This window comes from Cellulomonas sp., assembly GCF_036279715.1.
Lineage (GTDB): Bacteria > Actinomycetota > Actinomycetes > Actinomycetales > Cellulomonadaceae > Cellulomonas_A.
On sequence record NZ_DASUIR010000167.1, the window covers coordinates 18,734 to 44,489 of the forward strand.

At 71.2% G+C, this 25,756-nt stretch carries 24 protein-coding genes; 11 read left to right on the top strand and 13 right to left on the bottom strand.

Features of this window, described 5'->3' with window-relative positions; genetic code table 11:
- Window positions 1-42 precede the first annotated feature (42 nt).
- Window positions 43-288 carry a sulfurtransferase TusA family protein gene (locus VFW79_RS15685; protein WP_329678220.1) on the bottom strand — a complete coding sequence of 82 codons (246 nt, stop codon included), beginning with the start codon at window positions 286-288 and terminating at the stop codon, window positions 43-45.
- Window positions 288-1,508: an aminotransferase class V-fold PLP-dependent enzyme gene (locus VFW79_RS15690; protein WP_329678221.1), complete on the bottom strand. Its 1,221-nt coding sequence runs from the start codon at window positions 1,506-1,508 to the stop codon at window positions 288-290. Before VFW79_RS15690 ends, VFW79_RS15685 begins: the two co-directional genes overlap by 1 nt.
- Before the next feature lie 233 nt (window positions 1,509-1,741).
- On the opposite strand from VFW79_RS15690, the gene coxB reads away from it, so the two are divergent.
- The 3 genes from coxB to VFW79_RS15705 are packed head-to-tail and all read left to right on the top strand — an operon-like array spanning window position 1,742 to window position 4,781.
- Entirely contained in the window at window positions 1,742-2,629 is an 888-nt protein-coding gene (coxB, locus tag VFW79_RS15695) for a cytochrome c oxidase subunit II (RefSeq protein ID WP_329678222.1), read from the top strand.
- Window positions 2,629-4,386, top strand: coding sequence for a cytochrome c oxidase subunit I (gene ctaD, locus VFW79_RS15700; protein WP_329678223.1), 1,758 nt, complete (start codon window positions 2,629-2,631; stop codon window positions 4,384-4,386). Before coxB ends, ctaD begins: the two co-directional genes overlap by 1 nt.
- The gene (locus tag VFW79_RS15705; RefSeq protein ID WP_329678224.1) at window positions 4,383-4,781 is read left to right on the top strand and encodes a cytochrome c oxidase subunit 4; all 399 of its coding nucleotides are present in this window, start codon (window positions 4,383-4,385) and stop codon (window positions 4,779-4,781) included. Before ctaD ends, VFW79_RS15705 begins: the two co-directional genes overlap by 4 nt.
- Before the next feature lie 158 nt (window positions 4,782-4,939).
- Here VFW79_RS15705 and VFW79_RS15710 read toward each other — a convergent pair whose 3' ends face one another.
- From VFW79_RS15710 to VFW79_RS15730, 5 genes are all read right to left on the bottom strand, one after another.
- Window positions 4,940-5,566, bottom strand: coding sequence for a superoxide dismutase (locus VFW79_RS15710; RefSeq protein ID WP_329678225.1), 627 nt, complete (start codon window positions 5,564-5,566; stop codon window positions 4,940-4,942).
- Window positions 5,567-5,690: 124 nt separating this feature from the next.
- A complete protein-coding gene (locus tag VFW79_RS15715) occupies window positions 5,691-7,388 on the bottom strand; it encodes a cytochrome bc complex cytochrome b subunit (protein WP_329678226.1) in 1,698 nt (565 codons plus the stop codon).
- On the bottom strand, window positions 7,385-8,422 hold the full coding sequence (locus VFW79_RS15720; RefSeq protein ID WP_329678227.1) for a ubiquinol-cytochrome c reductase iron-sulfur subunit: 1,038 nt from the start codon (window positions 8,420-8,422) through the stop codon (window positions 7,385-7,387). The genes VFW79_RS15715 and VFW79_RS15720 overlap by 4 nt, the downstream gene beginning before the upstream one ends.
- Window positions 8,419-9,204, bottom strand: a complete 786-nt coding sequence (locus tag VFW79_RS15725; RefSeq protein WP_329678228.1) for a c-type cytochrome — start codon at window positions 9,202-9,204, stop codon at window positions 8,419-8,421. Before VFW79_RS15725 ends, VFW79_RS15720 begins: the two co-directional genes overlap by 4 nt.
- A 68-nt stretch (window positions 9,205-9,272) precedes the next feature.
- Window positions 9,273-9,920, bottom strand: a complete 648-nt coding sequence (locus VFW79_RS15730) for a heme-copper oxidase subunit III (protein WP_329678229.1) — start codon at window positions 9,918-9,920, stop codon at window positions 9,273-9,275.
- Between the two features lie 172 nt (window positions 9,921-10,092).
- Between VFW79_RS15730 and VFW79_RS15735 the strand changes: the two genes are divergently transcribed.
- Window positions 10,093-10,545, top strand: a complete 453-nt coding sequence (locus tag VFW79_RS15735; RefSeq protein WP_329678230.1) for a hypothetical protein — start codon at window positions 10,093-10,095, stop codon at window positions 10,543-10,545.
- Window positions 10,542-11,594 (top strand): anthranilate phosphoribosyltransferase, encoded by a 1,053-nt coding sequence (trpD, locus tag VFW79_RS15740; RefSeq protein ID WP_329678231.1) that lies wholly within the window; start codon window positions 10,542-10,544, stop codon window positions 11,592-11,594. The genes VFW79_RS15735 and trpD overlap by 4 nt, the downstream gene beginning before the upstream one ends.
- Window positions 11,595-11,643: 49 nt before the next feature.
- Here the strand turns inward: trpD and VFW79_RS15745 are convergent, their stop codons facing one another.
- The gene (locus VFW79_RS15745) at window positions 11,644-11,925 is read right to left on the bottom strand and encodes an Lrp/AsnC family transcriptional regulator (RefSeq protein WP_109132722.1); all 282 of its coding nucleotides are present in this window, start codon (window positions 11,923-11,925) and stop codon (window positions 11,644-11,646) included.
- Window positions 11,926-11,932: 7 nt separating this feature from the next.
- Window positions 11,933-13,792, bottom strand: a complete 1,860-nt coding sequence (locus VFW79_RS15750) for a DEDD exonuclease domain-containing protein (RefSeq protein WP_329678232.1) — start codon at window positions 13,790-13,792, stop codon at window positions 11,933-11,935.
- Window positions 13,793-13,884: 92 nt separating this feature from the next.
- On the opposite strand from VFW79_RS15750, the gene VFW79_RS15755 reads away from it, so the two are divergent.
- Both VFW79_RS15755 and VFW79_RS15760 read left to right on the top strand, forming a co-directional pair.
- On the top strand, window positions 13,885-15,240 hold the full coding sequence (locus VFW79_RS15755; RefSeq protein ID WP_329678233.1) for an NYN domain-containing protein: 1,356 nt from the start codon (window positions 13,885-13,887) through the stop codon (window positions 15,238-15,240).
- A 36-nt stretch (window positions 15,241-15,276) separates the two neighbouring features.
- Complete coding sequence (locus VFW79_RS15760) at window positions 15,277-15,507, top strand: hypothetical protein (protein ID WP_329678234.1); 231 nt, start codon at window positions 15,277-15,279, stop codon at window positions 15,505-15,507.
- Window positions 15,508-15,578: 71 nt separating this feature from the next.
- On the opposite strand, the gene VFW79_RS15765 is transcribed toward VFW79_RS15760, so the two are convergent.
- Complete coding sequence (locus VFW79_RS15765; RefSeq protein WP_329678235.1) at window positions 15,579-17,399, bottom strand: AMP-dependent synthetase/ligase; 1,821 nt, start codon at window positions 17,397-17,399, stop codon at window positions 15,579-15,581.
- A 229-nt stretch (window positions 17,400-17,628) separates the two neighbouring features.
- On the opposite strand from VFW79_RS15765, the gene VFW79_RS15770 reads away from it, so the two are divergent.
- On the top strand, window positions 17,629-18,573 hold the full coding sequence (locus tag VFW79_RS15770; RefSeq protein WP_329678236.1) for an ROK family glucokinase: 945 nt from the start codon (window positions 17,629-17,631) through the stop codon (window positions 18,571-18,573).
- Window positions 18,574-18,606: 33 nt separating this feature from the next.
- Here VFW79_RS15770 and VFW79_RS15775 read toward each other — a convergent pair whose 3' ends face one another.
- Entirely contained in the window at window positions 18,607-19,233 is a 627-nt protein-coding gene (locus VFW79_RS15775; RefSeq protein WP_329678237.1) for a hypothetical protein, read from the bottom strand.
- A 75-nt stretch (window positions 19,234-19,308) separates the two neighbouring features.
- Here VFW79_RS15775 and VFW79_RS15780 point away from each other — a divergent pair, with 75 nt between their 5' ends.
- The 3 genes from VFW79_RS15780 to VFW79_RS15790 all read left to right on the top strand — a co-directional run bounded on the left by VFW79_RS15780 (window position 19,309) and on the right by VFW79_RS15790 (window position 22,794).
- Window positions 19,309-20,109, top strand: a complete 801-nt coding sequence (locus VFW79_RS15780; protein ID WP_329678238.1) for a lysophospholipid acyltransferase family protein — start codon at window positions 19,309-19,311, stop codon at window positions 20,107-20,109.
- Between the two features lie 115 nt (window positions 20,110-20,224).
- A complete protein-coding gene (locus tag VFW79_RS15785) occupies window positions 20,225-21,445 on the top strand; it encodes a pyrophosphate--fructose-6-phosphate 1-phosphotransferase (RefSeq protein ID WP_329678239.1) in 1,221 nt (406 codons plus the stop codon).
- A complete protein-coding gene (locus VFW79_RS15790; protein WP_329678240.1) occupies window positions 21,442-22,794 on the top strand; it encodes a class II 3-deoxy-7-phosphoheptulonate synthase in 1,353 nt (450 codons plus the stop codon). The genes VFW79_RS15785 and VFW79_RS15790 overlap by 4 nt, the downstream gene beginning before the upstream one ends.
- Window positions 22,795-22,867: 73 nt before the next feature.
- Here the strand turns inward: VFW79_RS15790 and pknB are convergent, their stop codons facing one another.
- Window positions 22,868-24,889 (bottom strand): Stk1 family PASTA domain-containing Ser/Thr kinase, encoded by a 2,022-nt coding sequence (pknB, locus tag VFW79_RS15795; RefSeq protein ID WP_329678241.1) that lies wholly within the window; start codon window positions 24,887-24,889, stop codon window positions 22,868-22,870.
- Window positions 24,890-24,936: 47 nt separating this feature from the next.
- Window positions 24,937-25,756, bottom strand: an 820-nt coding sequence (locus tag VFW79_RS15800; protein WP_329678242.1) for a LysM peptidoglycan-binding domain-containing protein, incomplete at its 5' end; no start/stop codon positions are given.

The window sequence follows — 25,756 nt, forward strand, 5'->3', positions numbered from 1 at the left end:
CAGGTGCCGGGCCCTCGTGCGTGACGACCGGCGAGGCGAGGCTCAGCTCGCCGGTTCGCGAGCACCGGCGATCCGGACGTCCATCGCGACGGTGCCGTCGGGCAGGTCCTCGACCCGGACGACCTCGTGGCCGCGCATCCGGGCCCAGGCGGGCACGTCGAGCCGCGCGGCCGGGTCTGTCGCCCAGACGGTCAGCAGCGTGCCGGGCGCCGCGTCGACGGCGGCGCGCGCGAGCCTGATCACCGGGATCGGGCACAGCAGGCCGCGCGCGTCGATGACGTCCGGCATCACAGCCCCCCGGCCCCGAGCGCGTCACGCACGCGCAGCACGGCTCCGGGGAGCACGTCGAGGAACCGGTTGACTCCCTCGCTCGTGACGTCCGGAGGCAGGCACAGCCGCACGTTGCCGTGGGTCAGGACTCCCATCGCTGCGAGCACGTGGCTCGGCTCGAGCGTGCTCGAGGTGCAGGCCGAACCGGAACCGACCGCGAAGCCGAGCCGGTCCAGCTCGGTGACGACCGCCTCGCCGTCGACGTAGAGGCACGAGAACGTCACGACGTGCGGGAGGCGGTCGACCGCGTCGCCGACGACCTCGACGTCGGGGACCTCAGCGGCCACGCGACGGCGGATGCGATCGACGAGTGCCCGGCGGTGCGCGTCGTCGGCCCCGCGACTAGACCGGGCCGTCTCGAGCGCGACGGCCGCGGCGAGCGCTGCAGGCACGCTCACCCCGCCGGGTGACCAGCGCTCGGTGTCCTCTGGCCAGTCCGGGGTCCGCCGCACCCGGGCGCGGGTCGCGAGCACGGCGACACCAGGCAGCCCGCCCCAGTCGCCCGCGTCGGCCGCGAGGATGTCCCAGGCGTCGGAGAGCTCGGAATGGCCCGCGCTCGCCCCCACGTCGACGAGCAGGGGGACACCCGCGCGGGATGCCGCGTCGTGCACGGCCTCGACGGGCTGGCGGGTCCCGACCTCGCCGTTGGCGTGCTGGAGCGCGGCGAGGGCGACGCCTGGCGCGCGCACGGCGGCGGCGAAGGCGTCGGCGTCGACACGGCCGACCCGATCGACGCCGATGACGACTCGGGAACCTGTGCGACCGTCCCACGGCTGCGTGGCGGCGAAGTCCGCCGCGGCCAGGATCGCGGCGCGCTCGACGGCGCTGGCGACGACGTCCCGTCCGGCGCGTCGTCGGCCGCGAGCGACGGACCGGACGGCGGCGTGCAGCGCGAGCGTGTGCGACGGCAGGAGGTCGACCTCCTCGGTCCGTGCCCCGAGGGACGCTGCGAGCGACTCCCGCGCGCCCTCGAGGAGCAGGCGAGCCGTGCGGCCCTCGGCGTGCAGCCGACGCGGGTCGGCCCAGCCGCGGTCGACCGCCTCGTCGAACGCGCGACGTGCGGCCGCCAGGATCGGTGCGTGGCCGCCGGCGTCGAGGAAGACCCGCGCGGGGCCTGCGGCGTCCGAGGTTGCGTGGTCGCTCGAGCGCGCGCCCGACGACGGCTCCTGAGTGCTCATGCGGGCACGGTAGCGCGGTCGCGCGTCGGCGAGATCTCTGGCTGCGTACTGCGGAAGACGCCGAACGGCTCCGCCGTCCCGACAACGGTCCTGACAACTTGTCGGCAAAGCGCGTCCGGGGCGCGTCTGAGCGGCTGCGGCGCGCTAGGCTGCTCGCAATGAGGACGAAGGTCCCGGGTCGCGGTCGCCCAGACGGGGTGGCACGTCACCGGGACGTGAGTGAGAGGTCGTCAGTGCACTCGCAGAAACCCCGCCGGTCCCCACGTCCGGCCCTGAAGTGGGCCGGTCTGGTCGCCGTCGTCGCCGTGGCGCTGACAGGCTGCTCAGCCTCGGCCCAGCGCGGCTTCCTGCCCGGCAGCTCGAGCGCCGAGGTCACGAACCAGACCGGGCGCATGGCGCACCTGTGGGTCGGCTCGTGGACCGCCGCGCTGATCGTCGGCATCATCGTGTGGGGCCTGATCCTGTGGTGCGCTGCGGTGTACCGCAAGCGCAAGGACGACGACACGCTCCCGGTGCAGCTGCGCTACCACGTGCCCCTCGAGGTCATGTACGTCATCCTGCCGATCCTCATGGTCGGGGTGCTCTTCTACTACACCGCGCGGGACACCGCCGCGATCAACGACACGAGCGCCAAGCCCGACCTCACGGTCCAGGTCGTGGCCAAGCAGTGGAGCTGGGACTTCAACTACCTCGACTCCGACGTCTACGACACGGGCGAGCACGCGCAGGCGGTCGGCAACCACGGTGTCCTCGCCGACCAGGTCACGCTTTACCTGCCGGTCAACGAGCGCGTCGAGTTCGTGCTCAACTCGCGTGACGTCATCCACTCGTTCTGGGTCCCGGAGTTCCTCTACAAGCGCGACGTGATCCCGGGACGCACGAGCAAGTTCCAGATCGTCCCGCAGCAGGTCGGGGAGTACCGCGGCAAGTGCGCCGAGCTGTGCGGCGAGGAGCACTCGGCGATGCTCTTCAACGTCAAGGTCGTCACGCGCGCCGAGTACGACGCCCACATGCAGGAGCTGCGCGCCAAGGGTCAGACCGGAGCCCTCGGGCTCGACTTCAGCCGCTTGCAGGACCTGCAGAGCGCCACGCAGGCGAGCACGCAGGGGAGTGGAAGCTGATGGCCACCGCAGTTCAGACGATTCCGGGGATCGCGCCGCACCGACAGAACCTCGGCCGCACGGTGATCTCCTGGATCACCTCCACCGACCACAAGACGATCGGGTACATGTACCTGATCACGTCGTTCGTGTGGTTCTGCCTCGGCGGCGTGCTGGCGCTCCTGATCCGCGCGGAGCTGTTCGAGCCGGGCATCCAGATCGTGGCCTCGAAGGAGCAGTACAACCAGCTCTTCACGATGCACGGCACGATCATGCTGCTGCTCTTCGCGACACCGCTGTTCGCGGGCTTCGCGAACGTCATCATGCCGTTGCAGATCGGCGCGCCCGACGTCGCGTTCCCCCGCCTCAACATGTTCGCGTACTGGCTCTACCTCTTCGGCGGGATCATCGCCGCATCGGGCTTCCTGACCCCCCAGGGCGCCGCGTCGTTCGGCTGGTTCGCCTACGCCCCGCTGTCGAGCGCGGTCTACTCGCCGGGGCTCGGAGGGGACCTGTGGGTGTTCGGGCTGGCGCTCGCCGGGTTCGGGACGATCCTCGGCGCCGTCAACTTCATCACGACGGTCGTGACGATGCGCGCGCCCGGCATGACGATGTTCCGGATGCCCGTGTTCACGTGGGGCGTCCTCATCACGAGCCTCCTGATCCTCATGGCGTTCCCGCCGCTCACGTCGGCGCTCTTCGCGCTCGGCGCGGACCGGCGACTCGGTGCGCAGGTGTTCAACCCCGAGAACGGGGGCGCGATCCTCTGGCAGCACCTGTTCTGGTTCTTCGGCCACCCCGAGGTCTACATCATCGCGTTGCCGTTCTTCGGCATGGTCGCGGAGATCCTCCCGGTGTTCAGCCGCAAGCCGCTCTTCGGCTACAAGGGCCTCGTCTACGCGACCATCTCGATCGCCGCGCTGTCCGTCACGGTGTGGGCCCACCACATGTACGTCACCGGCGCGGTCCTGCTGCCGTTCTTCTCACTCATGACGATGCTGATCGCCGTGCCGACCGGGGTGAAGTTCTTCAACTGGATCGGCACGATGTGGGGCGGCAAGCTCACCTTCGAGACCCCCATGCTGTGGACGTTCGGGTTCCTCGTCACCTTCCTGTTCGGTGGGCTGACGGGGGTCATCCTGTCGAGCCCCGCGATGAACTTCCAGGTCTCGGACACGTACTTCGTGGTCGCACACTTCCACTACGTCGTGTTCGGCACCGTCGTCTTCATGATGTTCGCCGGCCTGTACTTCTGGTGGCCGAAGTTCACGGGGCGCATGCTCAACGAGCGCCTGGGCAAGATCCACTTCTGGATGCTGTTCGTCGGGTTCCACACGACGTTCCTCATCCAGCACTGGCTCGGTGTGAGGGGGATGCCCCGGCGCTACGCCGACTACTCCCCGGAGGACGGGTTCACGCTCATGAACCAGGTGTCGACGGTCGGCTCGGTGATCCTCGCGGCCTCGACGCTCGTCTTCCTCTGGAACGTGTACACGACATCGCGCAACGCCCCGAAGGTCACCGTGGACGACCCCTGGGGCTACGGGGCGTCGCTCGAGTGGGCCACGAGCTGCCCGCCGCCGCGACACAACTTCACGTCGTTGCCGCGGATCCGCTCGGAGCGGCCGGCGTTCGACCTCCACCACCCGGAGGTCGCCGCGCTCGACCGCGCCGAGCCCAACGCCGGCCTCCTCGAGGAGATCCTCGGGGACGCAGACCGCCGCCGCCAGAGTGACATCGAGCGCGGCCCGGACACCCACCCGGAGGCACAGCGATGAAGGTCGAGACCAGGTTCTTCCTCTTTCTCGCCCCGTTCTTCCTGATCATGACGATCATCTACGGGCTGTGGAGCCACGGGGAGATGATCGGCACCCTGGCGCTGCTCGTCCTGGTGCTGCTCGTGTCGATGATCGGCGGCTACCTCGGGCTGCTCTCGCGTCGGATCGACGCGCGTCCCGAGGACGACGCCGATGCGGAGATCGAGCAGGGCGCCGGCGACCAGGGCGTGTACAGCCCGTGGAGCTGGTGGCCGCTCGCCATCGGTCTCGCCGCGGCGATCCTGTTCGCCGGGCTCGCGATCGGCTGGTGGCTCGTCTACGTCGGTGCCGTCCTGGGAGCGATCGCCCTCGTGGGCTGGGTCTTCGAGTTCTCGCGTGGGCAGCACGCGCACTAGCGCTGGACGCGCACCGCACGAGCGCTGGCCGCGCACGACCCGCGGACGACTCTGGTACGACGAAGCGCCGGTGACCTCGAGGAGGTCACCGGCGCTTCGTCGTTGAGACCGCGGGGCGCTCGGAGGCTCCGTCGGAGGAGCTACCCGGAGCGACGCGCTCAGGAGGGGACGATCAGGCCCGCCGTCTGGCTACGGGCACGGGTGAACCGTGCGGCCGCGTCGGCCCAGTTGACGATGTTCCACCACGCCTTGATGTAGTCGGCGCGGACGTTCAGGTAGTCCAGGTAGTACGCGTGCTCCCACACGTCGAGCATGACGACCGGGACGAGCCCCATCGCGATGTTGCTCTGCTGGTCGTACAGCTGGACGACCACGAGCCGGGCGCCGATGGAGTCCCACGCGAGGATCGACCAGCCCGAACCCTGCACGCCCGCTGCGGCGGCGGTGAAGTGCTTCTGGAACGCCTCGAACGACCCGAAGAACTCGTCGATCGCGGCCGCGAGCTCACCGATGGGCTTGTCGCCGCCGTCGGGGGACAGGTTGGCCCAGAAGACCGAGTGGTTGACGTGCCCACCGAGGTTGAACGCGAGGTTCTTCTCGTGGAGGTTGACGGCGTCCAGGTTGCCGCTCTCGCGAGCCTCGGCCAGCTTGGCAAGGGCCGTGTTGGCTCCCGTCACGTAGGCGGCGTGGTGCTTGTCGTGGTGCAGCTGCATGATGCGGCCGGAGATGTGCGGCTCGAGTGCCGCGTAGTCGTACGGCAGGTCCGGAAGGGTGTAGTCAGTCATGGCGCGATGCCTCTCCTGTCGGGCCGCAGCATGCGCCGCGGCAGCTCATGTGCTCCGCCGAGACGGAGCTGCGGCGAGCCCGTCCAGGCGCTCGCCGTCCCTCACCTGCAACTCTGACCCTGGATCAGAGATTCCGCTCGTCCGGCTCGACGACGCGGGAGATCGCGCTGTGCGCACCGGTCGGTGCGGGGGCGGCGTTGAGTGTGTCGTGCTCGTCGTGCCCGTGCGCGGCGGCCAGCTCTGCGGGCGTGACGGGTTCGACGCGGTCCTCGAAGAAGAGGCGTGAGAGCCGCTGCCGGAACCGGTCGGCCCGGTACCCCTTGCGACGAACCCCGCGGGAGTCCTCGGCCGGCTCGATCTCGAGCGGACGGCGGGCCTCGTGCTGGACCCGGAGCCACCGCTCGTGGTCGTCGAGGGGGCGGTGGACCTCGACGTACTCCCCATGGGCGAACCGCACGATGCGGCCCGTCTCGTGCCCGTGCAGCACGAGCTCGCGGTCCCTGTGCTGCAGGCCGAGGCAGATGCGCTTGGTGACCCAGAACGCGAAGGCGGGCGCGACGAACAGCAGGACGCGGAACACGTGCGTGATGTCGTTGATCGACAGGCGGAAGTGCGTCGCGATGAGGTCGTTGGACCCGGCGAGGATGAGGACGACGAACGCGGTCAGCAGCGAGACGCCGAAGGCGGTCCGGAACGGCATGTTGCGGGGGCGGTCGAGCACGTGGTGCTCGCGCTTGTCGCCCGTGACGGCCGCTTCGATGAACGGGTACGCCACGAGTGCCGTGAAGAGCAGGCCCGGCACGATCATCGCGGGGATGATGACGTTGAGCGACAGCGTGAAACCGCCGATGACGACCTCGGCCTGTCCCGGCATGAGGCGGAGCGCGCCCTCGAGGAACAGCATGTACCAGTCCGGCTGCGCACCCGCCGACACGGGGGACGGATCGTAGGGTCCGTAGTTCCAGACCGGGTTGATGGTCATCGTGGCTGCCATCAGCGCGATGACCGAGAACACGATGAAGAAGAAGCCGCCGGCCTTGGCGGTGTAGATCGGGAACAGCGGGTACCCGACGACGTTGGAGTCGGTGCGACCGGAGCCCGGGTACTGCGTGTGCTTGTGCAGGACCACGAAGAACAGGTGGAGCCCGATGAGCGCGAGGATCAGCCCGGGCACGACGAGGATGTGGACGGTGAACATCCGGGGGATCAGGTCCTGGCCGGGGAACTCCCCACCGAACAGGAAGTACGAGATGTAGCTGCCGAGGATCGGGATCGACCGGACGACGCCGTCGGTGATCCGCAGGCCGTTGCCGGACAGCACGTCGTCCGGGAGCGAGTAGCCGGTGAAGCCCGCAGCGAGCCCGAGGATCATGAGCGTGAAGCCCACGACCCAGTTGATCTCGCGGGGCTTGCGGAACGCTCCGGTGAAGAAGACCCGCATCATGTGCGTGACGATCGACGCCATGAACAGCAGGGCCGCCCAGTGGTGGATCTGCCGCATCAGCAGACCGCCGCGGACCTCGAACGACAGCCGCAGCGTCGAGGCGAACGCCTCGGACATCTGGACGCCCTGCATCGCGGCCCACGGCCCCGTGTAGGTCGTCTCGTTCATGCTCGGGACGAAGAAGGCGGTGAGGAAGACGCCGGAGATGAGCAGCACCACGAAGCTGAACAGCGCGATCTCACCGAGCAGGAACGACCAGTGGTCGGGGAAGATCTTGCGGGCGAACGCCTTGACGGCTGTCCCGATGCCGGTGCGCTGGTCGAGGTAGTCGGCGGTCGCCGCTGCGGGTCCTGCGCCGCGCGAGGTGGTCGTGCTCACTTGAGGCGCTCCCAGAAGCTCGGTCCGACAGGTTCGTGGAAGTCGGACTGCGCGACGAGGTAGCCCTCGGCGTCGACCTCGATGGGCAGCTGCGGCAGGGGCCGCTTGGCGGGCCCGAAGACCACCTTGGCGCCGTCGGCCACGTCGAACGTGGACTGGTGGCACGGGCACAGCAGGTGGTGCGTCTGCTGCTCGTAGAGCGCGACGGGGCACCCGACGTGGGTGCAGATCTTCGAGTACGCGACGATGCCGTCGTACGACCAGCCCTTGCGGTCGTCGGCCTCCTTGAGGTCGCGCGGGTCGAGACGCACGAGCAGGACGACGGCCTTGGCCTTCTCGTCGAGCGGGTGGGGGGCCTCATGCAGGTCCGCGGGGATGACATGGAACACGGAGCCGATCGTCACGTCGGAGGCCTTGATGGGCTGGCCCGACGGGTCCTTGGCGAGCTTCGTGCCCTTCTTCCACCACGTGTGCTTGTACTTCGAGACGTCCCAGTCCTCGCCGACGTTGCCGATCAGGGGCAGGACGATCGTCAGCGGGAACAGCGCGAGCGCGGAGACGAGCGCGCCCTTGAGGATCCCCCGGCGACCGATGCCGGAGTCGGCGGCACCCTCGGCCAGGACCTCGACGGCTGCCGCACGCGTCTCGTCGGAGCTGCGCTGCGGGTGGCGCTCCTCGGACTTCTCGTGGTCGTTCATGATCGACTTGGCCCAGTGGACGGCCGCGATGCCGATACCCCCGAGCGCGAAGAACAGCGTCAGGCCGAGCAGGAGGTTCGACGTCCGCATGCTGGCGACGGTCTGGCCGGGCGGGGCGGCGAAGTACGCGACGACGAACCCGATGGTGCCGAGGATCGAGATCGTGAGCAGCACGACGACCTGGCGCTCAGCGCGCTTGTCCGCGGCGGGGTCGACGTCGGACCGGCGATCGTGGTGCTCGGGGTGACCCGGGTTCTCGAAACGGTCGGGAACGGAGTGTCGTGCCGGGACGACCTCGTTCGAGGCCCCGTGGCCCGGGTTGACGTGCGTGCTCACGAGGACTTCGCTCCGATCCAGACGGCCGCGCCGATCAGCAGGCCGATGCCGATGACCCACACCCACAGGCCCTCACCCACAGGCCCGATCGACCCGAGGGTCGACCCGCCCGGCGAGCCCTGCTTCTGTGCGTCGAGGTACGCGATGACGTCGCGCTTGTCCTGCGCCGAGAGGTTCGCGCTGTTGAACACCGGCATCGACTGCGGGCCCGTCAGCATCGCCTCGAAGATGTGCGTGGGGGTCGTCTTCATCAGGGTCGGCGCGAACTTGCCCTGCGAGAGCGGACCGCCGACGCCGACCGCGTTGTGGCACATCGCGCAGTTCGTGCGGAACAGGGCCATGCCGTTGGCGACGTTGCCCTTGGCCGGGTCGACCTCGTCGGCCGAGGGGATCGACGGACCCGCACCGAGCGACGCGACGTAGGCCGCGAGCTGCTCGATCTGCGCCGCGTCGAACTGGACCGCCTTGACCTGGACCTGCGGACCGCTCATCTGTGCGGGCATGCGGCCGGTGCCGACCTGGAAGTCCACCGCCGCAGCCCCGACACCGACGAGCGACGGCGCGCTGGCCGTTCCCTCGGCCGCTGCGCCGTGGCACGTCGCGCAGTTGGCCTGGAACAGCTTCTTGCCGGTCGCGACGTCGTTCGTGCTGGTCGCCGCGGGGGCGGCATCGGCAGCGGTGGGCGCCAGGACGGCGTACAGGCCGCCGGTGACCAGCAGCGCCAGCAGGAGCAGTGCGACCGGCGCATGCCGGGAGTGCCTGCGGGCTGCGAGTGCCTTCACGGATCGTTCCTCGTCTCGCACGTGGGGGTGGGGGCGGTGGGGGGACGCTGGGCGTCCCCCGGGGGAGATCAGCGCAGCAGGTAGATGACCGCGAACAGCGCGATCCAGACGACGTCGACGAAGTGCCAGTAGTACGACGTGACGATCGCGGTCGTCGCCTCGTGGTGGCCGAACCGCTTGGCCGAGAACGAGCGGCCGAGCAGGAACAGGAACGCCAGGAGACCGCCGATGACGTGCAGTGCGTGGAACCCGGTCGTGAGGTAGAAGACCGAGCCGTAGGGGCTCGAGGAGATGGTCAGCCCCTCGCCCACCAGTCCGGCGTACTCGTACATCTGGCCGCCGACGAAGACCGCGCCCATGACGTACGTCAGGGTGATCCACTCGTTCATGCCCCAGCGCGCGGGCTGGAAGATCGAGCCGGTCCGGGACGGCTGGAACCGCTCGGCCGCCCAGACACCCATCTGGCACGTGACCGACGACAGCACGAGGACCGTGGTGTTGATGGCCGCGAAGGTGAGGTTGAGCTTCGGCGTCTGCGCCGCCCACTCGTCCGGCACCGCGCCGCGGAGGCTGAAGTACATGGCGAACAGGCCGGCGAAGAACATGAGCTCGCTCGCGAGCCACACGATCGTCCCCACCGACACGGGGTTGGGCCGGTTGACGCTCACGTGTGGTGCGGTGCGGGGGGCAGCCGTTGCGGTCGACACGCTGGCCATTATGGCCGATCGGAGGCGCGCATGGGACATTGGGCCTAGATGACACTCGCGGGATATGTCACATCGTCAGTTCCTGGCGGCTCCGACGCGCTCGATCGACGGCGGGAGCACCGGGCTGCCGCGACGTGCCAAGATGCCTTTCAGGCACGTCGACGACGAGTGAGGATGCACCATGGGAACCGCCGAGCAGCACGATCAGCAGGGCACGGACGGCGTGGAGGGCGCGCCGGGCGCAGCCCCCACGATCCTTCTGTACAGCGACGACGTCGACACGCGTGAGCAGGTCAGGCTCGCCGTGGGTCGCCGCCTGGGGCGGGGTGCACCGGACATCCGGTGGGTCGAGGTGGCCACCGCCGCCGAGGTCATCCGTCAGGTCGAGCTCGGCGGGTACGACCTGCTCGTGCTCGACGGCGAGGCGGGCAAGGTCGGCGGGATGGGCATCGCCCGCCAGCTCAAGGACGAGATCTACCAGTGCCCGCCGGTCCTCCTGCTGACCGGGAGGGAGCAGGACGCGTGGCTCGGATCCTGGTCGCGGGCGGACGCGGTCGTGAGCCGTCCCATCGACCCGGTGCGGCTGCCCCGCGTCGTGGCCGAGCTCATCGCTGCGCGTGCGCTGACGGCATGAGCGTCGCGCCGACCTGGTCCGACGTGCTGACGGCCCTCGTCGCGCGGACGGACCTCACGCCCGAGCAGGCTGCCTGGGCGATGGGCGAGATCATGACCGGGGATGCGTCTCCGGTGCGTGTGGCGGGGTTCCTCGTCGCGCTGCGCAGCAAGGGTGAGACGGCCGCGGAGTTCGGGGCCCTCGCCGACACGATGCTCGCCCATGCGGTGCGGATCCAGGTCCCCGGGCGCACGGTCGACATCGTCGGCACGGGTGGGGACCGCGCCCACACGGTGAACGTCTCGACGATGGCCTCGATCGTGATCGCCGGCACGGGTCTGCGCGTCGTCAAGCACGGCGGGCGAGCCTCGTCGTCGTCCACCGGGTCGGCCGACGTGCTCGAGGCTCTCGGCATCCGGCTCGACCACACCGTCGGGCGGGTCGCCGAGCTCGCGACCGAGGTCGGCATCACGTTCTGCTTCGCTCAGGTGTTCCACCCGGCGATGCGCCACGCCGCCGTCGCGCGCCGTGAGCTGGGCATCGCCACGGCGTTCAACTTCCTCGGCCCCGTCACCAATCCGGCCGCGCCCGCAGCGGCGGCCATCGGCGTCGCCGACGCCCGCATGGCAGTCCTCATGGCGGGCGTGCTGGCGGGGCGGGGGACGAGCGCGCTCGTCTTCCGCAACGACGACGGCCTCGACGAGCTCGCCCCCACGGCCTCCTCGACCGTCTGGGAGGTGCGCGACGGTGCCGTGGTCGAGCACCGCTTCGATGCGGTCGCCGACCTCGGGCTCACCGCCCTTGACATCGCGGACCTGCGTGGAGGCGAGTCCGAGTTCAACGCCGGCGTCGTTCGTGCCGTGCTGGCAGGTGAGCTCGTCCCGGCGCGCGAGACGGTGCTGCTGAACGCTGCCGCGGGGCTGGTCGCTGACGGGACCCTGCCTGGGACCGCTCAGGGGAGCCTCGTCGAGCGACTGGGAGCCGGTCTGCGGCTCGCGGGCGAGTCGGTCGACTCCGGGGCCGCGCTCGACGTCCTCGAGCGGTGGAGGGCGGCTTCCGCGGCGTCCTGACCCGGTCTGCCGCCGGCGGGTCGGTCGGCACAGGGCCAGTCGGCGAGGCTCAGTCGTCGAGACCGAGCGAGAACGCCTCGTCGAGGTCGTGCTTGGAGTACGTCCGGAACGCGATGTACGTCTGCGTCCGGAGCACCCCCTCGACCTTGCTCAGGTGATCGGCGATGACGTCGGCGAGCTGGTCGTGCTCGCGCACCCGCACGAGCGCGATGAGGTCGACCTCTCCGGTCACGGAGTAGACCTCGCTCACGCCGGGAACCTCCGCGATCGCCGCAGCGACCTCGGGGATACGGGCGGCGTCGGTGTCGATGAGGACGATGGCAGTCAGCATGCGGCCATCATGCCGCTCCCACGGCGTCTGCGTGCACGGGTGGGGCGGCCGCGCCGTCGGCGGACGCCACGGCAAGGTAGGCCGAGACGGAGGCCGCCGTGGCCTCGGCACCGGCGCACGACTGGGCGCTGCGCACCGGGCACGCCCACCCCTCGGGGGCCTCGACGAGCCGCACGCCCGGCGAGTCGAGCCACGCGAGCAGGAGGTCGGCCTCCTCGGGGTGCCCGGCCGGCGCCGGGGCCACAGGGCGCTCGACGTGCTCGGCCGACAGGCGCAGCGACTCGATGACCGGCCAGGGGTCGTCGGTGCGATCGACCCGCGCTGTTGCCGCGAGGCGCGCGTACCGGATGAGGACGACCTCCCAGCCGCCGTCGGGGGACCGCCGTGCCGCGACGAGCTCGGGGCAGGCGGACAGGGGTGCGAGCCGCTGAGCGCGAGCAGCGCCGCGGAGGAACGCGGTCAGCCTGTCCCGCACGGCTCCTGCCTCCTCGAACCGCTCCTGCGCGACGAGGGTCGCGATCCGGGTGGCGTGCGCCCCGACCACCGTCGACGGGTCGGAGAGCATCGCGGCCCGGACGTCGTCGACGACGTCGGCGTAGGCGCCCGGGCCCCCGTGCCCGGTGCACGGCGCGGCGCAGCGTCCCATCTCGGCGAGCGCACACGCGCTGGCGCCCGGGGTCGCGACGAGAGGCAGGCGGGGCGTGCACTGGCGGATCGCGAACGTCTCGTGCAGGGCGTCGATCGCAGACTGCGCCGCAGCCTGTGAGGAGAACGGCCCGATGTGCGCCGAGACCGTGCCGCTCGTGGCCCCGCGCTCACCTCCGTCGACCCGGACCTCGCGGACGATGGAAAGCCGGGGGAACGGCTCGTGCGTCAGACGCACCCAGGGCATGCGCTCGGGGAAGCGCGAGCGCCGGTTGTACCGCGGCGAGTGCTGCGCGATCAGCCGGAGCTCACGGACCTGCGCCTCGAGGGGCGTCGCGCACACGACGGGCGTGACGGCGTGCGCGATCCGGACCATCTCGGTCATGCGGGCCCGCTTCTCCGCGGCCGTGAAGTAGCTCCGGACGCGGGTGCGGATCGACGTCGACGTCCCGACGTACAGGACCTCGTCGTGCGGTCCGCGGAACATGTACACACCGGGCGCGTCGGGCAGACCGTCGGCGAGGTGACGCTTGCGGCGGACGTCGGAGGGGACCGGGTCGGTCGCCGACGCGAGGTCCTCGAGGTGCGTGATGCCGAGCGGCGCGAGTCGGCTGAGCAGCGCGTGGAGCACGTCGACGGTGGCGCGGGCGTCGGACAGTGCGCGGTGGTCGGGTGTGACTGTCGCCCGGAACAGGGCCGCGAGCGTGCCGAGCTTGTGGTTCGGGGCCTCGTCGCGGGTCACGACGCGACGTGCCAGGCGCACCGTGTCGAGCACCTGGTTGCCGGGCCACGGGTAGCCCGTCTCGGCAGCGGCCGCCTTGAGGAAGCCGATGTCGAAGGGGGCGTTGTGCGCGACGAGGACCGACCCGCGCGCAAACTCGAGGAAGCTGGGCAGGACCTCCGCGATGCGGGGTGCGCCGATCACCATCGAGGTCGTGATGCCCGTGAGCACGGAGATGAACGCCGGGACGGGCCCGCCGGGGTCGACGAGCGTCTGGAACTCCCCGAGGACCTCGCCGCCCCGCACCTTGACGGCGCCGATCTCGGTGATGGCGCACAAGCCCGGGGTCCCGCCGGTGGTCTCGAGGTCGACGACCACGAACGTGACGTCCGACAACGGCGTCCCGAGCTCGTCGAGCGCGAGCTGGACCGGGCGACCCGTCGTCGGGGGCGTCACGTCCGCCAGGCCGATCGGCCTGCGCTGACGGGGGAACGACGACATGAACCGGAGGCTAGCCGCACGGGCCGACACGGTGCGCCACCCCCGATCGCTGCCCAGGTGCCGGTGGCGTGTCGCCACCTAGGGTGGGCGGCATGACGAAGGACGCGCAGACGGTCGGCGGTGCCGACGAGCTGCCCGCCGAGGTGCGGGGCGCGATCCTGCGGACCGCGGCGGAGGTCCTCGGGTCGCTCGAGCCTGCCGAGGTCCCGGTCGCGCTGCGCCAGGTGCACCGGTTCGCACCGCGTCGACGTGCGACCGCGGGCGCGCTGCCGCTGTGGACCGCCCTCACGCTCGACGACGGCTTCCGTGGCCGGGTCGCGCGCGTCTGGAGCCAGGCCCGGCCGGCGCTCGCGGACAGCATCGTCGGCCCGCGCGACGACGACGCGGACGCGCAGGCCCGCGGCGAGCTCGCTGCGGGGTCGGCGGCCGAGGTCGCCGTCGGCGCGTGGCTGCTGCGGCCCGACGGCTGGGAGGGGCTGCTGGCTGCGGCGTCCCGGACCCTCGCGGAGCAGGGTGCCGGTGGGGACGGAGCAGCGTCGCGCACCCTGGACGCCGCACACGAGCGAGCCGACCGCGCCGAGGCCGACGCAGCGCAGCTCGCGGCACGGCTCGGTGTGGCCCTCGTCGAGGCCGAGGAGGCCCGCAGCGACGCCGCGACCCTGCGCCGCGAGCAGAGGCGCCTGCGCTCGGACGCCGACCGGGCGCGCAGCGAGGCTCGCCGGGTGCTGGCCGAGGCTCAGGACGACCGGGTCGAGGCGGACCGGTTGCGGGCCGAGGCAGCAGACCTGCTGAGCCGCGTCCAGGACGTGCAGCGCGCTGCCGAGGCCGAGCGGCTCGTCGTCCGGGGCGAGTCGCGCACGGCGCGCGGGCTCGCCGAGACCCGCGTGCGCCTGCTGCTCGACACCATCGTCGACGCTGCGGACGCGCTGCGTGACGAGCTCGCGCTCCCGCCGGTCGGGCTGGGTCCGGCTGATCTCGTGGCACCCGCGGGTGACACCGGGCCCGCGCCGCGCCGGACCTCGCGGGGGCGCTCAGCGACCGACCCGGCGCTGCTCGACGACCTGCTCGCGCTGCCGCACGCGCACCTCGTCGTCGACGGGTACAACGTCTCGAAGCGTGCCTACGGGGAGCTGTCGCTCGCCGACCAGCGTCACCGGCTCGTCGGCGCGCTCGCGAACCTCGCCGGGCGCACCGGTGTCGAGGTCACCTGCTGCTTCGACGGCCAGGAAGGGCCGCGGCGGACCGGAGGCTACGCACGGGGGGTCCGGGTGCTGTTCTCCGTCGGGGAGATCGCCGACGACCTCATCCGTCGGCTCGTGCGCGCGGAGCCGCCCGGTCGCGTCGTGGTCGTCGTGACGAGCGACCAGCAGGTCGTCTCCGACGTGCAGGCGGGCGGCGCCTGGGCGGTCCCGGCCGAGACCCTGCTCGCACGGCTGACCCGCCTCTGACCCGGTGTGTCGGCGGCCGCGGCTAGCGTGCCGCTCATGATCATCGACTGCGACAGCTGCACGGTCCGGGGCGCCGCGTGCGCCGACTGCGTGGTGACCTTCCTGACCGTTCCGGTGCGCGCGGGGGCTGCCGCACCTGCCACCTCGGCCGCGTTCGACCTCGACGTGGCGGAGCGGGGCGCGATCGGTGTGCTCGCCGCGTCGGGTCTCGTCCCGCCGTTGCGGCTCGAGCGCGCCGGAGGGGGCGCCCGAGCCGCAACGGGTTGACCGACGGCTCGTTGCCGGTCGGTCGACCAGCGAGCCGTTCGTCGGGAGTCGTTCGTCGGCAGGAGCGGTCGTCAGTCGCTGTGCGCGTCGCTCGTCTCGTAGAGCGCGTCGATCTCGGCTGCGAAGTCCTTGATGACCTCGGTGCGCCGGATGCTCAGCTTCGGCGTCAGGTAGCCGTTGGCGATGGTGAGGTCACCGGGGAGGATGCGGAACTTTCGGATCGACTCGGCGCGCGAGACCGCGCGGTTCGCGCGCTCGACCGCCTTCTCGATCGACTCGAGCACGGTCGGGCTCGTCCTGGCCTCCTCGAGCGTCAGGTGCGCGTGACCGTGCGTCGCGAGCCAGCCGGGCAGGCCCTCGGGGTCGAGGGTCACGAGGGCGCCGATGAACGGCCGTGCGTCACCCACGACGACGACCTGGCTGATGAGCGGGTGGCTGCGCAGGCGGTCCTCGAGCACCGCGGGCGCCACGTTCTTGCCCGCCGCGGTGACGATGATCTCCTTCTTGCGGCCCGTGATGCGCAGGAAGCCCTGCTCGTCGAGCGAGCCGAGGTCGCCGGTGCGGAACCAGCCGTCGTGGAAGGCCTCCGCGGTGGCCGCCTCGTTGCGGTGGTAGCCGCGGAACACGTTCGGGCCCTTGAGCTCGATCTCGCCGTCCTCGGCGATGCGGACCGCGTGCCCCGGCAGGGGTGGGCCGACGGTGCCGATCTTGGTCGACGCCGGCAGGTTGACCGTGGCCGGTGCCGTCGTCTCGGTCAGCCCGTAGCCCTCGAGCACGTGCAGTCCCAGCCCGCGGTAGAAGTGCCCGAGCCGCTCGCCGAGGGGTGCACCGCCCGAGATCGCCCACTCCGCACGACCACCGAGCGCCGCGCGGAGCTTGCCGTAGACGAGGCGGTCGGCGAGTCGGTGCTGCAGTCGCAGCCACGTCGGCGGGCCGCCGGCGGTGTCGAGCGCGCGCGAGTACGTGATCGCGGTCGCCGCGGCCCACCGGAAGATCTTCAGCTTCGCGGGGCTCGAGGCCGCCTTCTGCTCGGCGGAGTTGTAGACCTTCTCGAAGACGCGCGGCACCGACAGGATGAACGTCGGCTTGAACGACCCGAGGTCGGCGACCAGGTTCTTCGTGTCGGACGTGTGGCCCAGGACAGCGCCGCCCGGGATGCACAGGACCTCGACGAACCGCGCGAACACGTGCGCGAGCGGCATGAACAGGAGGGTGCGCGAACCGGGGGAGTTGACGACCTCACCCAGGCGACCGACCGCGTTGCGGGTCAGCACCGAGAAGTTGCCGTGCGTGAGCTCGGCGCCCTTGGGGCGCCCCGTGGTCCCCGAGGTGTAGATGATGGTCGCGAGGTCGTCGAGCCGGGCGAGGCGGCGGCGGCGGGCGATCTCGGCGTCGGGGACGTCCCGGCCGCCCTCGACCAGCATCGCGATCGCGCCGTCGTCGATGACGAGCACCTCGCGGACGCTGGGCGCGTCGACCCGCACCTCGGCGACGGTGGCCGCGTGCGCGGCGGACTCCGCGACGAGCAGCGACACCTCGGAGTCGGTGAGGATCCACAGCACCTGCTCGGCCGACGACGTCTCGTAAAGCGGGACGGGCACGGCGCCGGCTGCCCAGCAGGCCCAGTCGAGCAGCGTCCACTCGTATCGCGTGCGCGAGAGGATCCCGACGCGGTCGCCCGGCTCGACACCGCGGGCGACGAGGCCCTTGGCGAGTCCGACCACCTCGGCGTCGAACTCGCGCGCTGTCAGCGGGATCCAGGGGCCGTCCGGCACGAGCCGACGTTCCACCACCGTGCGATCCGGTGTCGCAGCGACGCGGGCCGCGAGCAGGTCGTTGAGGTTCTCGGTGGGGTCCGGCTCGGTGAGCGCGGGGGAAACAAACTCGTCCATGCTGGCTCCAGTGACAGTGGCCGAAGAGTTGTAAGGGACACCTTACCGGGACTTTGGTACTAACCAGTACGTTTCAAGGGTGAGTATTGTTCGCCGGCGGTCCGTTCGTCGGCCCTGAGGCAGTACCACGCCGCGGGGCGCTAGCGTGGACGCGCATCCATGGCAGGGCACGATCGACAGGTCGCGAGACGACCCCGACCGGCCGCACGACGAGCACGTAGGGACGGACATGCACGCCATCGGAGTGGACATCGGCGGGACCAAGATCGCGGCCGGCGTCGTCGACGAGGACGGGAAGATCCTGGCGCAGACGCTGCGCAGGACGTCCGCCGAGGACTCGGACAGCGTGGACCGCGAGGTCATCGCTGCGTGTCGCGAGCTCGCCGACCAGCACGAGATCGGCGCCATCGGGCTCGCCGCGCCCGGGTTCGTCAGCTCGGACCAGGCGACCGTGCTGTTCACCCCCAACCTGCCGTGGCGTGACCACCCCCTCCGTGACCGGGTTGCGGCGGAGTTCGGCACCGACGTGCGCATCGTCGTCGAGAACGACGCGAACGCTGCCGGCTGGGCGGAGTTCCGCTTCGGCGTCGGCAAGGACGTCGACGACATGCTGCTGCTCACGATCGGCACGGGTCTGGGTGGCGCCGTGATCGTCGACGGCAAGCTCGTGCGCGGTGCCTGGGGCGTCGCCGCGGAGGTCGGCCACATGCGGGTCGTCCCCGGCGGGCACTTCTGCGGCTGCGGCCACGAGGGCTGCTGGGAGCAGTACGCGTCGGGCAGCGCGCTCGTGCGCAACGCCAAGGCGGCACTCGTGTCGCGTCCGGACCGGGGCGCGCGACTCCTCGAGCTGGCCGGTGGCGACGCCGAGGGCCTCGTCGGTCCGCACATCACCATCGCGGCGCAGGGCGGCGACCCGCTGGCCGTCGAGCTGCTCGCCGACCTCGGCCGGTGGATCGGGGAGGGCTCGGCGTCGGTCGCTGCGCTGCTCGACCCCGCGCTCATCGTCATCGGCGGCGGTGTCGGAGCAGCCGGCGACCTGCTGCTCGAACCGGCGCGGCGAGGGTTCACCGACCAGCTCCCGGCGCTGGGCCACCGGCCCGTGGCGCGCATCGAGCTGGCGGCGATGGGCAACGACGCGGGGATCGTCGGCGCAGCCGACCTCGCCCGGCTCTAGTCCGCGCGTGACCCGCAGTCAGCAGGCTGCAGGTCAGACCACTGCGCCGTGGTCGTCGTCGGAGTCGTCGCGCCGGTGGTTCGGCATGCGCCAGACGAGCACCGCGACCCCGAGGGCGAACACGACACCGGCGGCCTCGATGAGCACCGTCGGGGCGTCCCGCCAGGCGATGAGCAGGATGAAGAAGAAGACCGGCATGCCGGCGGCCGCGAACCACGCCATCGTCAGCAGCGGGTCGCCGCCGAGGACCGGCCCGGGATCTGTCGGCTCGAAGTGCTCCTCGGCGTCGGCGGCAGCCTCGGCGTCGTCGATCTGGCTCGTGCCGTCCCAGTCCCGCCCGGTCAGCTCCGGTGGGGTCGCGCCGGGGCCGCCCGCGGGCCGGATCACGCGAGGGTCGGACACCCAGGGCGCGACGGGGTACGTCACGGCGCGGGTGTCGTCGTCGTGCGGGGTCGGCGCGTCGGGCACCGGTCCGTCGAGGTCGGCGAGCTGGGCCACGATCGCGTCCCAGCGTTCGGCCTCGGTCGGCTCGGGGACGTCGTCAGCGGGGCCCGGCATCCCCGGCGCGCCGGTCGACGAGTCGTCGGTGCCCGCGTCGAGGCCGTCGTCGGCGGCAGGCTCGTCGGCGTCGTCGCGGGGCTCGTCCGCGCGTGGTGGCATGGCAGCACTCTAGAGTCGGACCAGTGCATGGTGAGGCTCGCGGGACGATCCCGGGCTCGGTCGAGAGGTGGCAGGTTGTTCTACTGGCTGATGAAGCGGGTCCTTGTGGGTCCGCTGCTGCACCTGCTTTTCCGCCCGTGGGTGCGCGGCATCGAGAACGTGCCCACGACCGGCGGCGCGATCCTCGCGAGCAACCACCTCGCGGTCATCGACTCGTTCGTCCTGCCGCTCGTCCTGGACCGGGAGATCGTGTTCATCGGCAAGTCCGAGTACTTCACGGGAACCGGGATCAAGGGCCGGCTCAAGGCGGGGTTCTTCCGCGGGGTCGGCACGATCCCTGTCGATCGCAGCGGCGGCAAGGCGTCGGAGGCGGCGCTCCACACCGGCCTCCTGCGGCTCGAGGCGGGCGGGTTGTTCGGGATCTATCCCGAGGGCACCCGCAGCCCCGACGGTCGCCTGTACCGCGGCAAGACGGGCGTCGCACGGCTCGCGCTGGAGTCGGGCGTGCCCGTGATCCCGATCGCGATGATCGGGACCGACGTCGCGCAGCCGATCGGTCGAACGATCCCGCGGCCGGTGCGCATCGGCGTCGTCGTCGGCGAGCCGCTCGACTTCAGCCGCTACAAGGGCATGGAGAACGACCGCTTCATCCTGCGGTCGGTGACCGACGAGATCATGTACTCGCTCATGAGCCTGTCGGGCCAGGAGTACGTCGACGTCTATGCCGCGACGCAGAAGGCGCGCATCGCGACCGGGCACCCCGCGGCGAAGGCCCCCGCGCAGGACGCGGCTGCGACGGCACCCGGTGGCCGACCGGTCCCGGACGTCCACGTGCCGGTACCGCCCGAGGACGACGCGGCACCGTCGGTAGGATGAACCCGCCGCCGGTCTCCGGTCGGCACCGCCTTCCCCGGACCTAGGGCCCGACGACTCGTCGTCGCGACGCCCGACGATGTGGGCTCCGGTGTCCGTTCAACGAGAGGTGCATCTCATGTCGGTTCGTCGCGTCGCGCTCCTGACCGCAGGCGGCTTCGCCCCGTGCCTGTCCTCCGCCGTCGGTGGCCTCATCGAGCGCTACACCGAGCTCGCGCCGGAGATCGAGATCATCGCCTACCAGCACGGCTACCACGGGCTCCTGACCGGCACAAAGATCGTCGTCGACGCCGAGGCGCGCGCGAAGGCCGGCATCCTGCACCGGTTCGGCGGCTCGCCGATCGGCAACTCGCGCGTCAAGCTCACCAACGCGGCCGACTGCGTCAAGCGCGGCCTCGTCAAGGAGGGCCAGGACCCGCTGCAGGTCGCCGCGGAGCAGCTCAAGGCCGACGGCGTCGACGTGCTCCACACGATCGGCGGCGACGACACCAACACGACGGCTGCCGACCTCGCCGCGTACCTCGAGGAGCACGGCTACCACCTCACGGTGGTCGGCCTGCCCAAGACGATCGACAACGACATCATCCCGATCAAGCAGTCGCTCGGAGCCTGGACCGCGGCCGAGGAGGCCGCCGGGTTCGCCGCGAACATCATCGGTGAGCACCGGTCAGGGCCGCGCATGCTCATCGTCCACGAGGTCATGGGCCGCCACTGCGGCTGGCTCACCGCGGCGACCGCTGCGTCGTACCGCACGTGGCTCGACACGCAGGAGTGGGTGCCGAGCATCGGCCTGTCGCGGGAGCGCTGGGACATCCACGCGGTGTTCGTGCCCGAGCTCGCGCTCGACATCGAGGCCGAGGCCAAGCGCCTGCGCGCCGTCATGGACGAGGTCGGCAACGTCAACATCTTCCTGTCCGAGGGCGCCGGCATGCACGAGATCGTCGCGCAGCTCGAGGCGGCGGGCACCGAGGTGCTGCGCGACGCGTTCGGCCACGTCCGGCTCGACACGATCAACCCCGGTCAGTGGTTCGCGAAGCAGTTCTCGAAGCTGCTCGGTGCCGAGAAGACGATGGTCCAGAAGTCGGGCTACTACTCGCGCGCCGCGGCGGCCAACGTCGAGGACCTCCGCCTCATCAAGTCGATGACCGACTTCGCGGTCGAGTCGGCGTTCAGGGGCGAGTCCGGCGTGATCGGGCACGACGAGGAGGACGGCGACCGCCTCAAGGCCATCGCGTTCCCGCGCATCGCGGGCGGCAAGGCGTTCGACACCTCCGTGCCGTGGTTCGGCGAGCTCCTCGCCGACATCGGCCAGGACCTGGTCCCCGCGGCGCACTCATGAGCGTCGAGGCGGACCCGCAGATCCTCGCCGGCCTGGACCACTGGCGCACGATGTCGGCGCGCCAGCAGCCGCGCTGGCCTGACCTCGCCGAGCTCGAGGCCGTCACCCGCAAGCTCGCCCTGGTCCCGCCGCTCGTGTTCGCAGGGGAGGCGGACGCGCTGCGGGCTCAGCTCGCCGCCGCGGGGCGCGGGGAGGCCTTCCTGCTGCAGGGCGGCGACTGCGCCGAGACCTTCGCGGAGGCGACGGCCGACAACATCCGCAACAAGATCAAGACGATCCTGCAGATGGCGGTCGTGCTCACCTATGGCGCGAGCCTTCCCGTCATCAAGATGGGTCGCATGGCCGGGCAGTACGCCAAGCCGCGCAGCTCGGACGAGGAGACGCGCGACGGGGTGACGCTGCCGGCGTTCCGCGGCGACATCATCAACGGCTTCGAGTTCACCCCCGAGGACCGCACACCGGACCCCCGGCGGCTGCTCGAGGCCTACCACACGTCGGCCTCGACCCTGAACCTCATCCGGGCGTTCACGACGGGCGGGTTCGCCTCGCTGCTGCGGGCGCACGAGTGGAACAAGGGGTTCATGGCGAACCCGGCGTACTCGCGCTATGAGGAGATCGCCGCCGAGATCGACCGCGCGATCCGCTTCATGGCGGCGTGCGGCGCCGACTTCGACGCCCTGCGCACCGTCGACTTCTACTCGAGCCACGAGGGGCTGCTGCTCGACTACGAGCGGCCGCTCACGCGCATCGACTCGCGCACCGGCCTGCCGTACGACTGCTCGGCCCACTTCCTGTGGATCGGTGAGCGCACGCGCGAGCTCGACGGCGCGCACGTCGACTACTTCTCGCGCGTGCACAACCCGATCGGCATCAAGCTCGGCCCGACGTCGACCGCCGACGATGCGCTCGCGCTCATCGACAAGCTCAACCCGACCGCCGAGCCGGGACGCATCACGTTCATCACGCGCATGGGTGCCGGCAAGATCCGGGAGCGGCTGCCCGCGCTCGTGGAGAAGGTCACCGCCGACGGACGTCCCGTCACGTGGGTGTGCGACCCGATGCACGGCAACGGCATCACGTCGGCCTCCGGGTACAAGACCCGCCGCTTCTCCGACGTGATGGACGAGGTCGCCGGGTTCTTCGAGGTGCACCGCGCGCTCGGGACCGTTCCCGGCGGGCTGCACATCGAGCTCACGGGTGACGACGTCACCGAGGTGCTGGGCGGCGCCGAGGAGATCGACGACGCCGGGCTGGCCCGCCGCTACGAGACGCTCGTCGACCCGCGGCTGAACCACCAGCAGTCGCTTGAGCTGGCGTTCCAGGTCGTGGAGCTGCTGCGCAGGTCCTGAGGCTGCATGACGACGGGCGCACCCAGTCGGGTGCGCCCCTTGTCATGTCAGGAGACGAGACGTCGAATGCCAGTCAGGTGATCGTCAGCGTGATGGTTGCGCCCTTGGGTGCGACCTTGACGCCTCCCGGCGGGTCCTGGCCGACGACGAAGCCCAGACCGAAGTAGGCGGTGGCCCTCTGCGTCTTGACCTTGAACCCCGCGTCTTCGAGCGTCTTCGTCGCGGCCGCGATGCCCTGGCGGTTCACGTCGGGCACATCGAACAGTTCCGGCCCCTGCGAGATCGTCAGCGTGACCGTGTCGCCGCGGTGATGGCCCTCGGCCTGGGGGAGCGGGTCCTGGCTGATGACGCGTCCCTGAGCGACCGTGTCCGAGAACGCTGGGGCCAAGGCGACCTTGAGGCCGATGCTCTCCAGCTGCTTGCTCGCCTCGTCTTGCGTCGCCCCGACGACCGAGACGATCGTCACGGGAGCGGGACCGTCCGAGACCGTCAGCTGCACCTCGGACGAGCGCTCGACCTGGTCGCCGGGCTTCGCGGACGATTCGATGACGGCACCGAGCTGGGCGGTGTCGGAGTAGTGCTTGCCCTCGACGTACGTGGCCGTGAGCCCGGCTGCGGTCAGCGCGGCCTCGGCGTCGGCCTGCATCGCGCCGACGAGCTTGTCGGGCACGGCGACGAGGTCCTGGCCCTTCGAGACGGTCACCGTGACGGTCCCGTCCTTGCGGATGTGGGAGCCCTCGGCGGGGGTCGTGCCGACGACGAAGCCCGACGCGACGGTGTGGTCGAACGCCTGGACCGGGTCCGCGGTCAACCCGTGGGCGGTCAGGATGGTCGTGGCGACGTCCTGGGCCTCGCCGGCCACCTGGGGGACCGTCGTGTAGGCGCCGGGGCCCTCGGTGACGTACCACCAGGCGCCCCCGCCGAGGCCGACGAGCAGGAGCGCGACGACGCTCGCCCAGATGACGCGGCGTCGGCGGCGGCTCGGGGTGGGCTTGTCCGCGGGGGGGCTGATGCCGGTGCCGATCGGCAGCGCTACGGTGCCTCCCGCGGGGACGACGGCGAACCGGGTCGTCTCAGCGTCCGGGCCGGTGGGCGGCGGGTCCTGGTCGTCGTCGAGACGCGTCGGGCCCACGAGGGCGCTGCCCGGCACGTCGTCGTCGGGCAGGTCGTCGCCGGCGTCGGTCGCGAGCGGCAGGGAGATCGAGGGGCTGACATCGGCGCGGCGCGCGAGGGTCTCGGGGTCGAGGGCCCCGCGGGTGCGCCGGACGAGTGCGAGCGCTGCGGACGCGTCGGTGGGACGGTCGTCGGGCTCCCGCGCCGCGAGGGCGCCGATGAGCTCGTCGATCTCGACGGGGAGCCAGTGGACGAGGTCCGAGGCGGCGGGGATGTCGGTGTTGACGTGCTGGAACGCGACCTGGATGGGCGTCTCGCCGACGAACGGCTGTCGGCCCGTGATCATCTCGTAGAGCAGGATGCCGGCTGCGTACACGTCGGTGCGCGCGTCGCTGCTGCCGCGAGCGACGAGCTCGGGAGCGAGGTAGGCCACCGTCCCGAAGACCGTGCCGGTCATCGCCGAGGTGACCTCGGTGACCGCGCGGGCGAGGCCGAAGTCCGCGACCTTGACCCGGCTGTCGGCGGCGATGAGGACGTTCTCGGGCTTGATGTCGCGGTGCACGAGACCCGCGCGGTGGGCGACGGCGAGCGCGTCGAGCACGCGGTCGATGAGGTCGAGCGCGGCGCCGACCGTCAGTGAGCCCTGCTCGCTCAGGTGGCGGCGCAGGTTGGTGCCGTCGATGTACTCCATCGTGAGGTAGCTGGTCTCACCGTCGAGCCCCTGGTCGTAGACCCCGACGAGCCCCGGGTGCGTGAGCCGGGCCGCCGCACGGGCTTCACGACGGAAGCGCGCGACGAAGTCCGACCCGTCCGTGCCTGCGGCGAGGTGCGGGTGCATGACCTTGAGGGCGACCTCACGGTCGAGCCGACGGTCGATGGCGAGGTACACCGTGGCCATCCCGCCACGCGCGATGCGGGACATGACCTCGTACCGCCCGTCGACCAGGCGGCCGACAAGCGGATCGGTGACGGTTGTTCCCACGGGCGGCAGTCTACGGTCGCCGTTGCTCCGACCGGGGGACGTGCCCGTCAGCTGAAGCGAGTCATGTGGGTCTGGACGTTCGCGACATAGCGGCGGGTGTCGGCGAACATGCCGTTGCGCCGGACCGAGGCTGCGCCCTGGTAGTAGCCCGCGATGGCCGTCGACACGTCAGGGCTCGTCTTGACGAGCGAGCGCAGGATCGCGATTCCCGCAATGACGTTGTCGTCGGGGTTGAGCAGGTTGAGCGTGCGGCCGACGAGCTGCGACGCCCACTCGCCCGAGCTCGGGATGACCTGCATCACGCCGATGGCGTTGGCGGGGGAGACGACGGTGTGCTTGAACCCGGACTCCTGGAAGGCGATGGCCTGCGCGAGCGACGGGTCGACGCCCATCTGGCGCGCCGTGGCCACGATCTTCGCCTGCATCTGGGTCTTGGTGGGCACCGACGAGCTCAGGAGCGTGCTCTGGTTGACGTTCGCGGCGGCGACGACGGAGTCGGAGTACGTGCGGCCCGCGAACGTGTTGCTCACGAGCTGCACGGTCGCCGTCGCGGCGGCCGTGGCAGTGACCGGGATGGTCAGCTGCTGGCCGATGCGGACGAATGCGCGGGCGTTGAGCCCGTTCGCTGCGACGATCGCCTGAGCCGTCGTGCCGAGCTTCTTCGCGATGCCGGAGACGGTCTCGCCCGAGGCGACGGTGTGGGTGGTCGTCGTCGTCGTGGTCACCAGCGTCGCGGCGGCTGCCGGCTTCACGGTCGTGGGGGCGGCTGCGGTGCCCGGGATGGTCAGCTGCTGGCCGACGCGGATGAACCCGCGCGCGTCCAGCCCGTTGGCGGCGATGATCGCCGCGATCGTCGTGCGCTGCTTG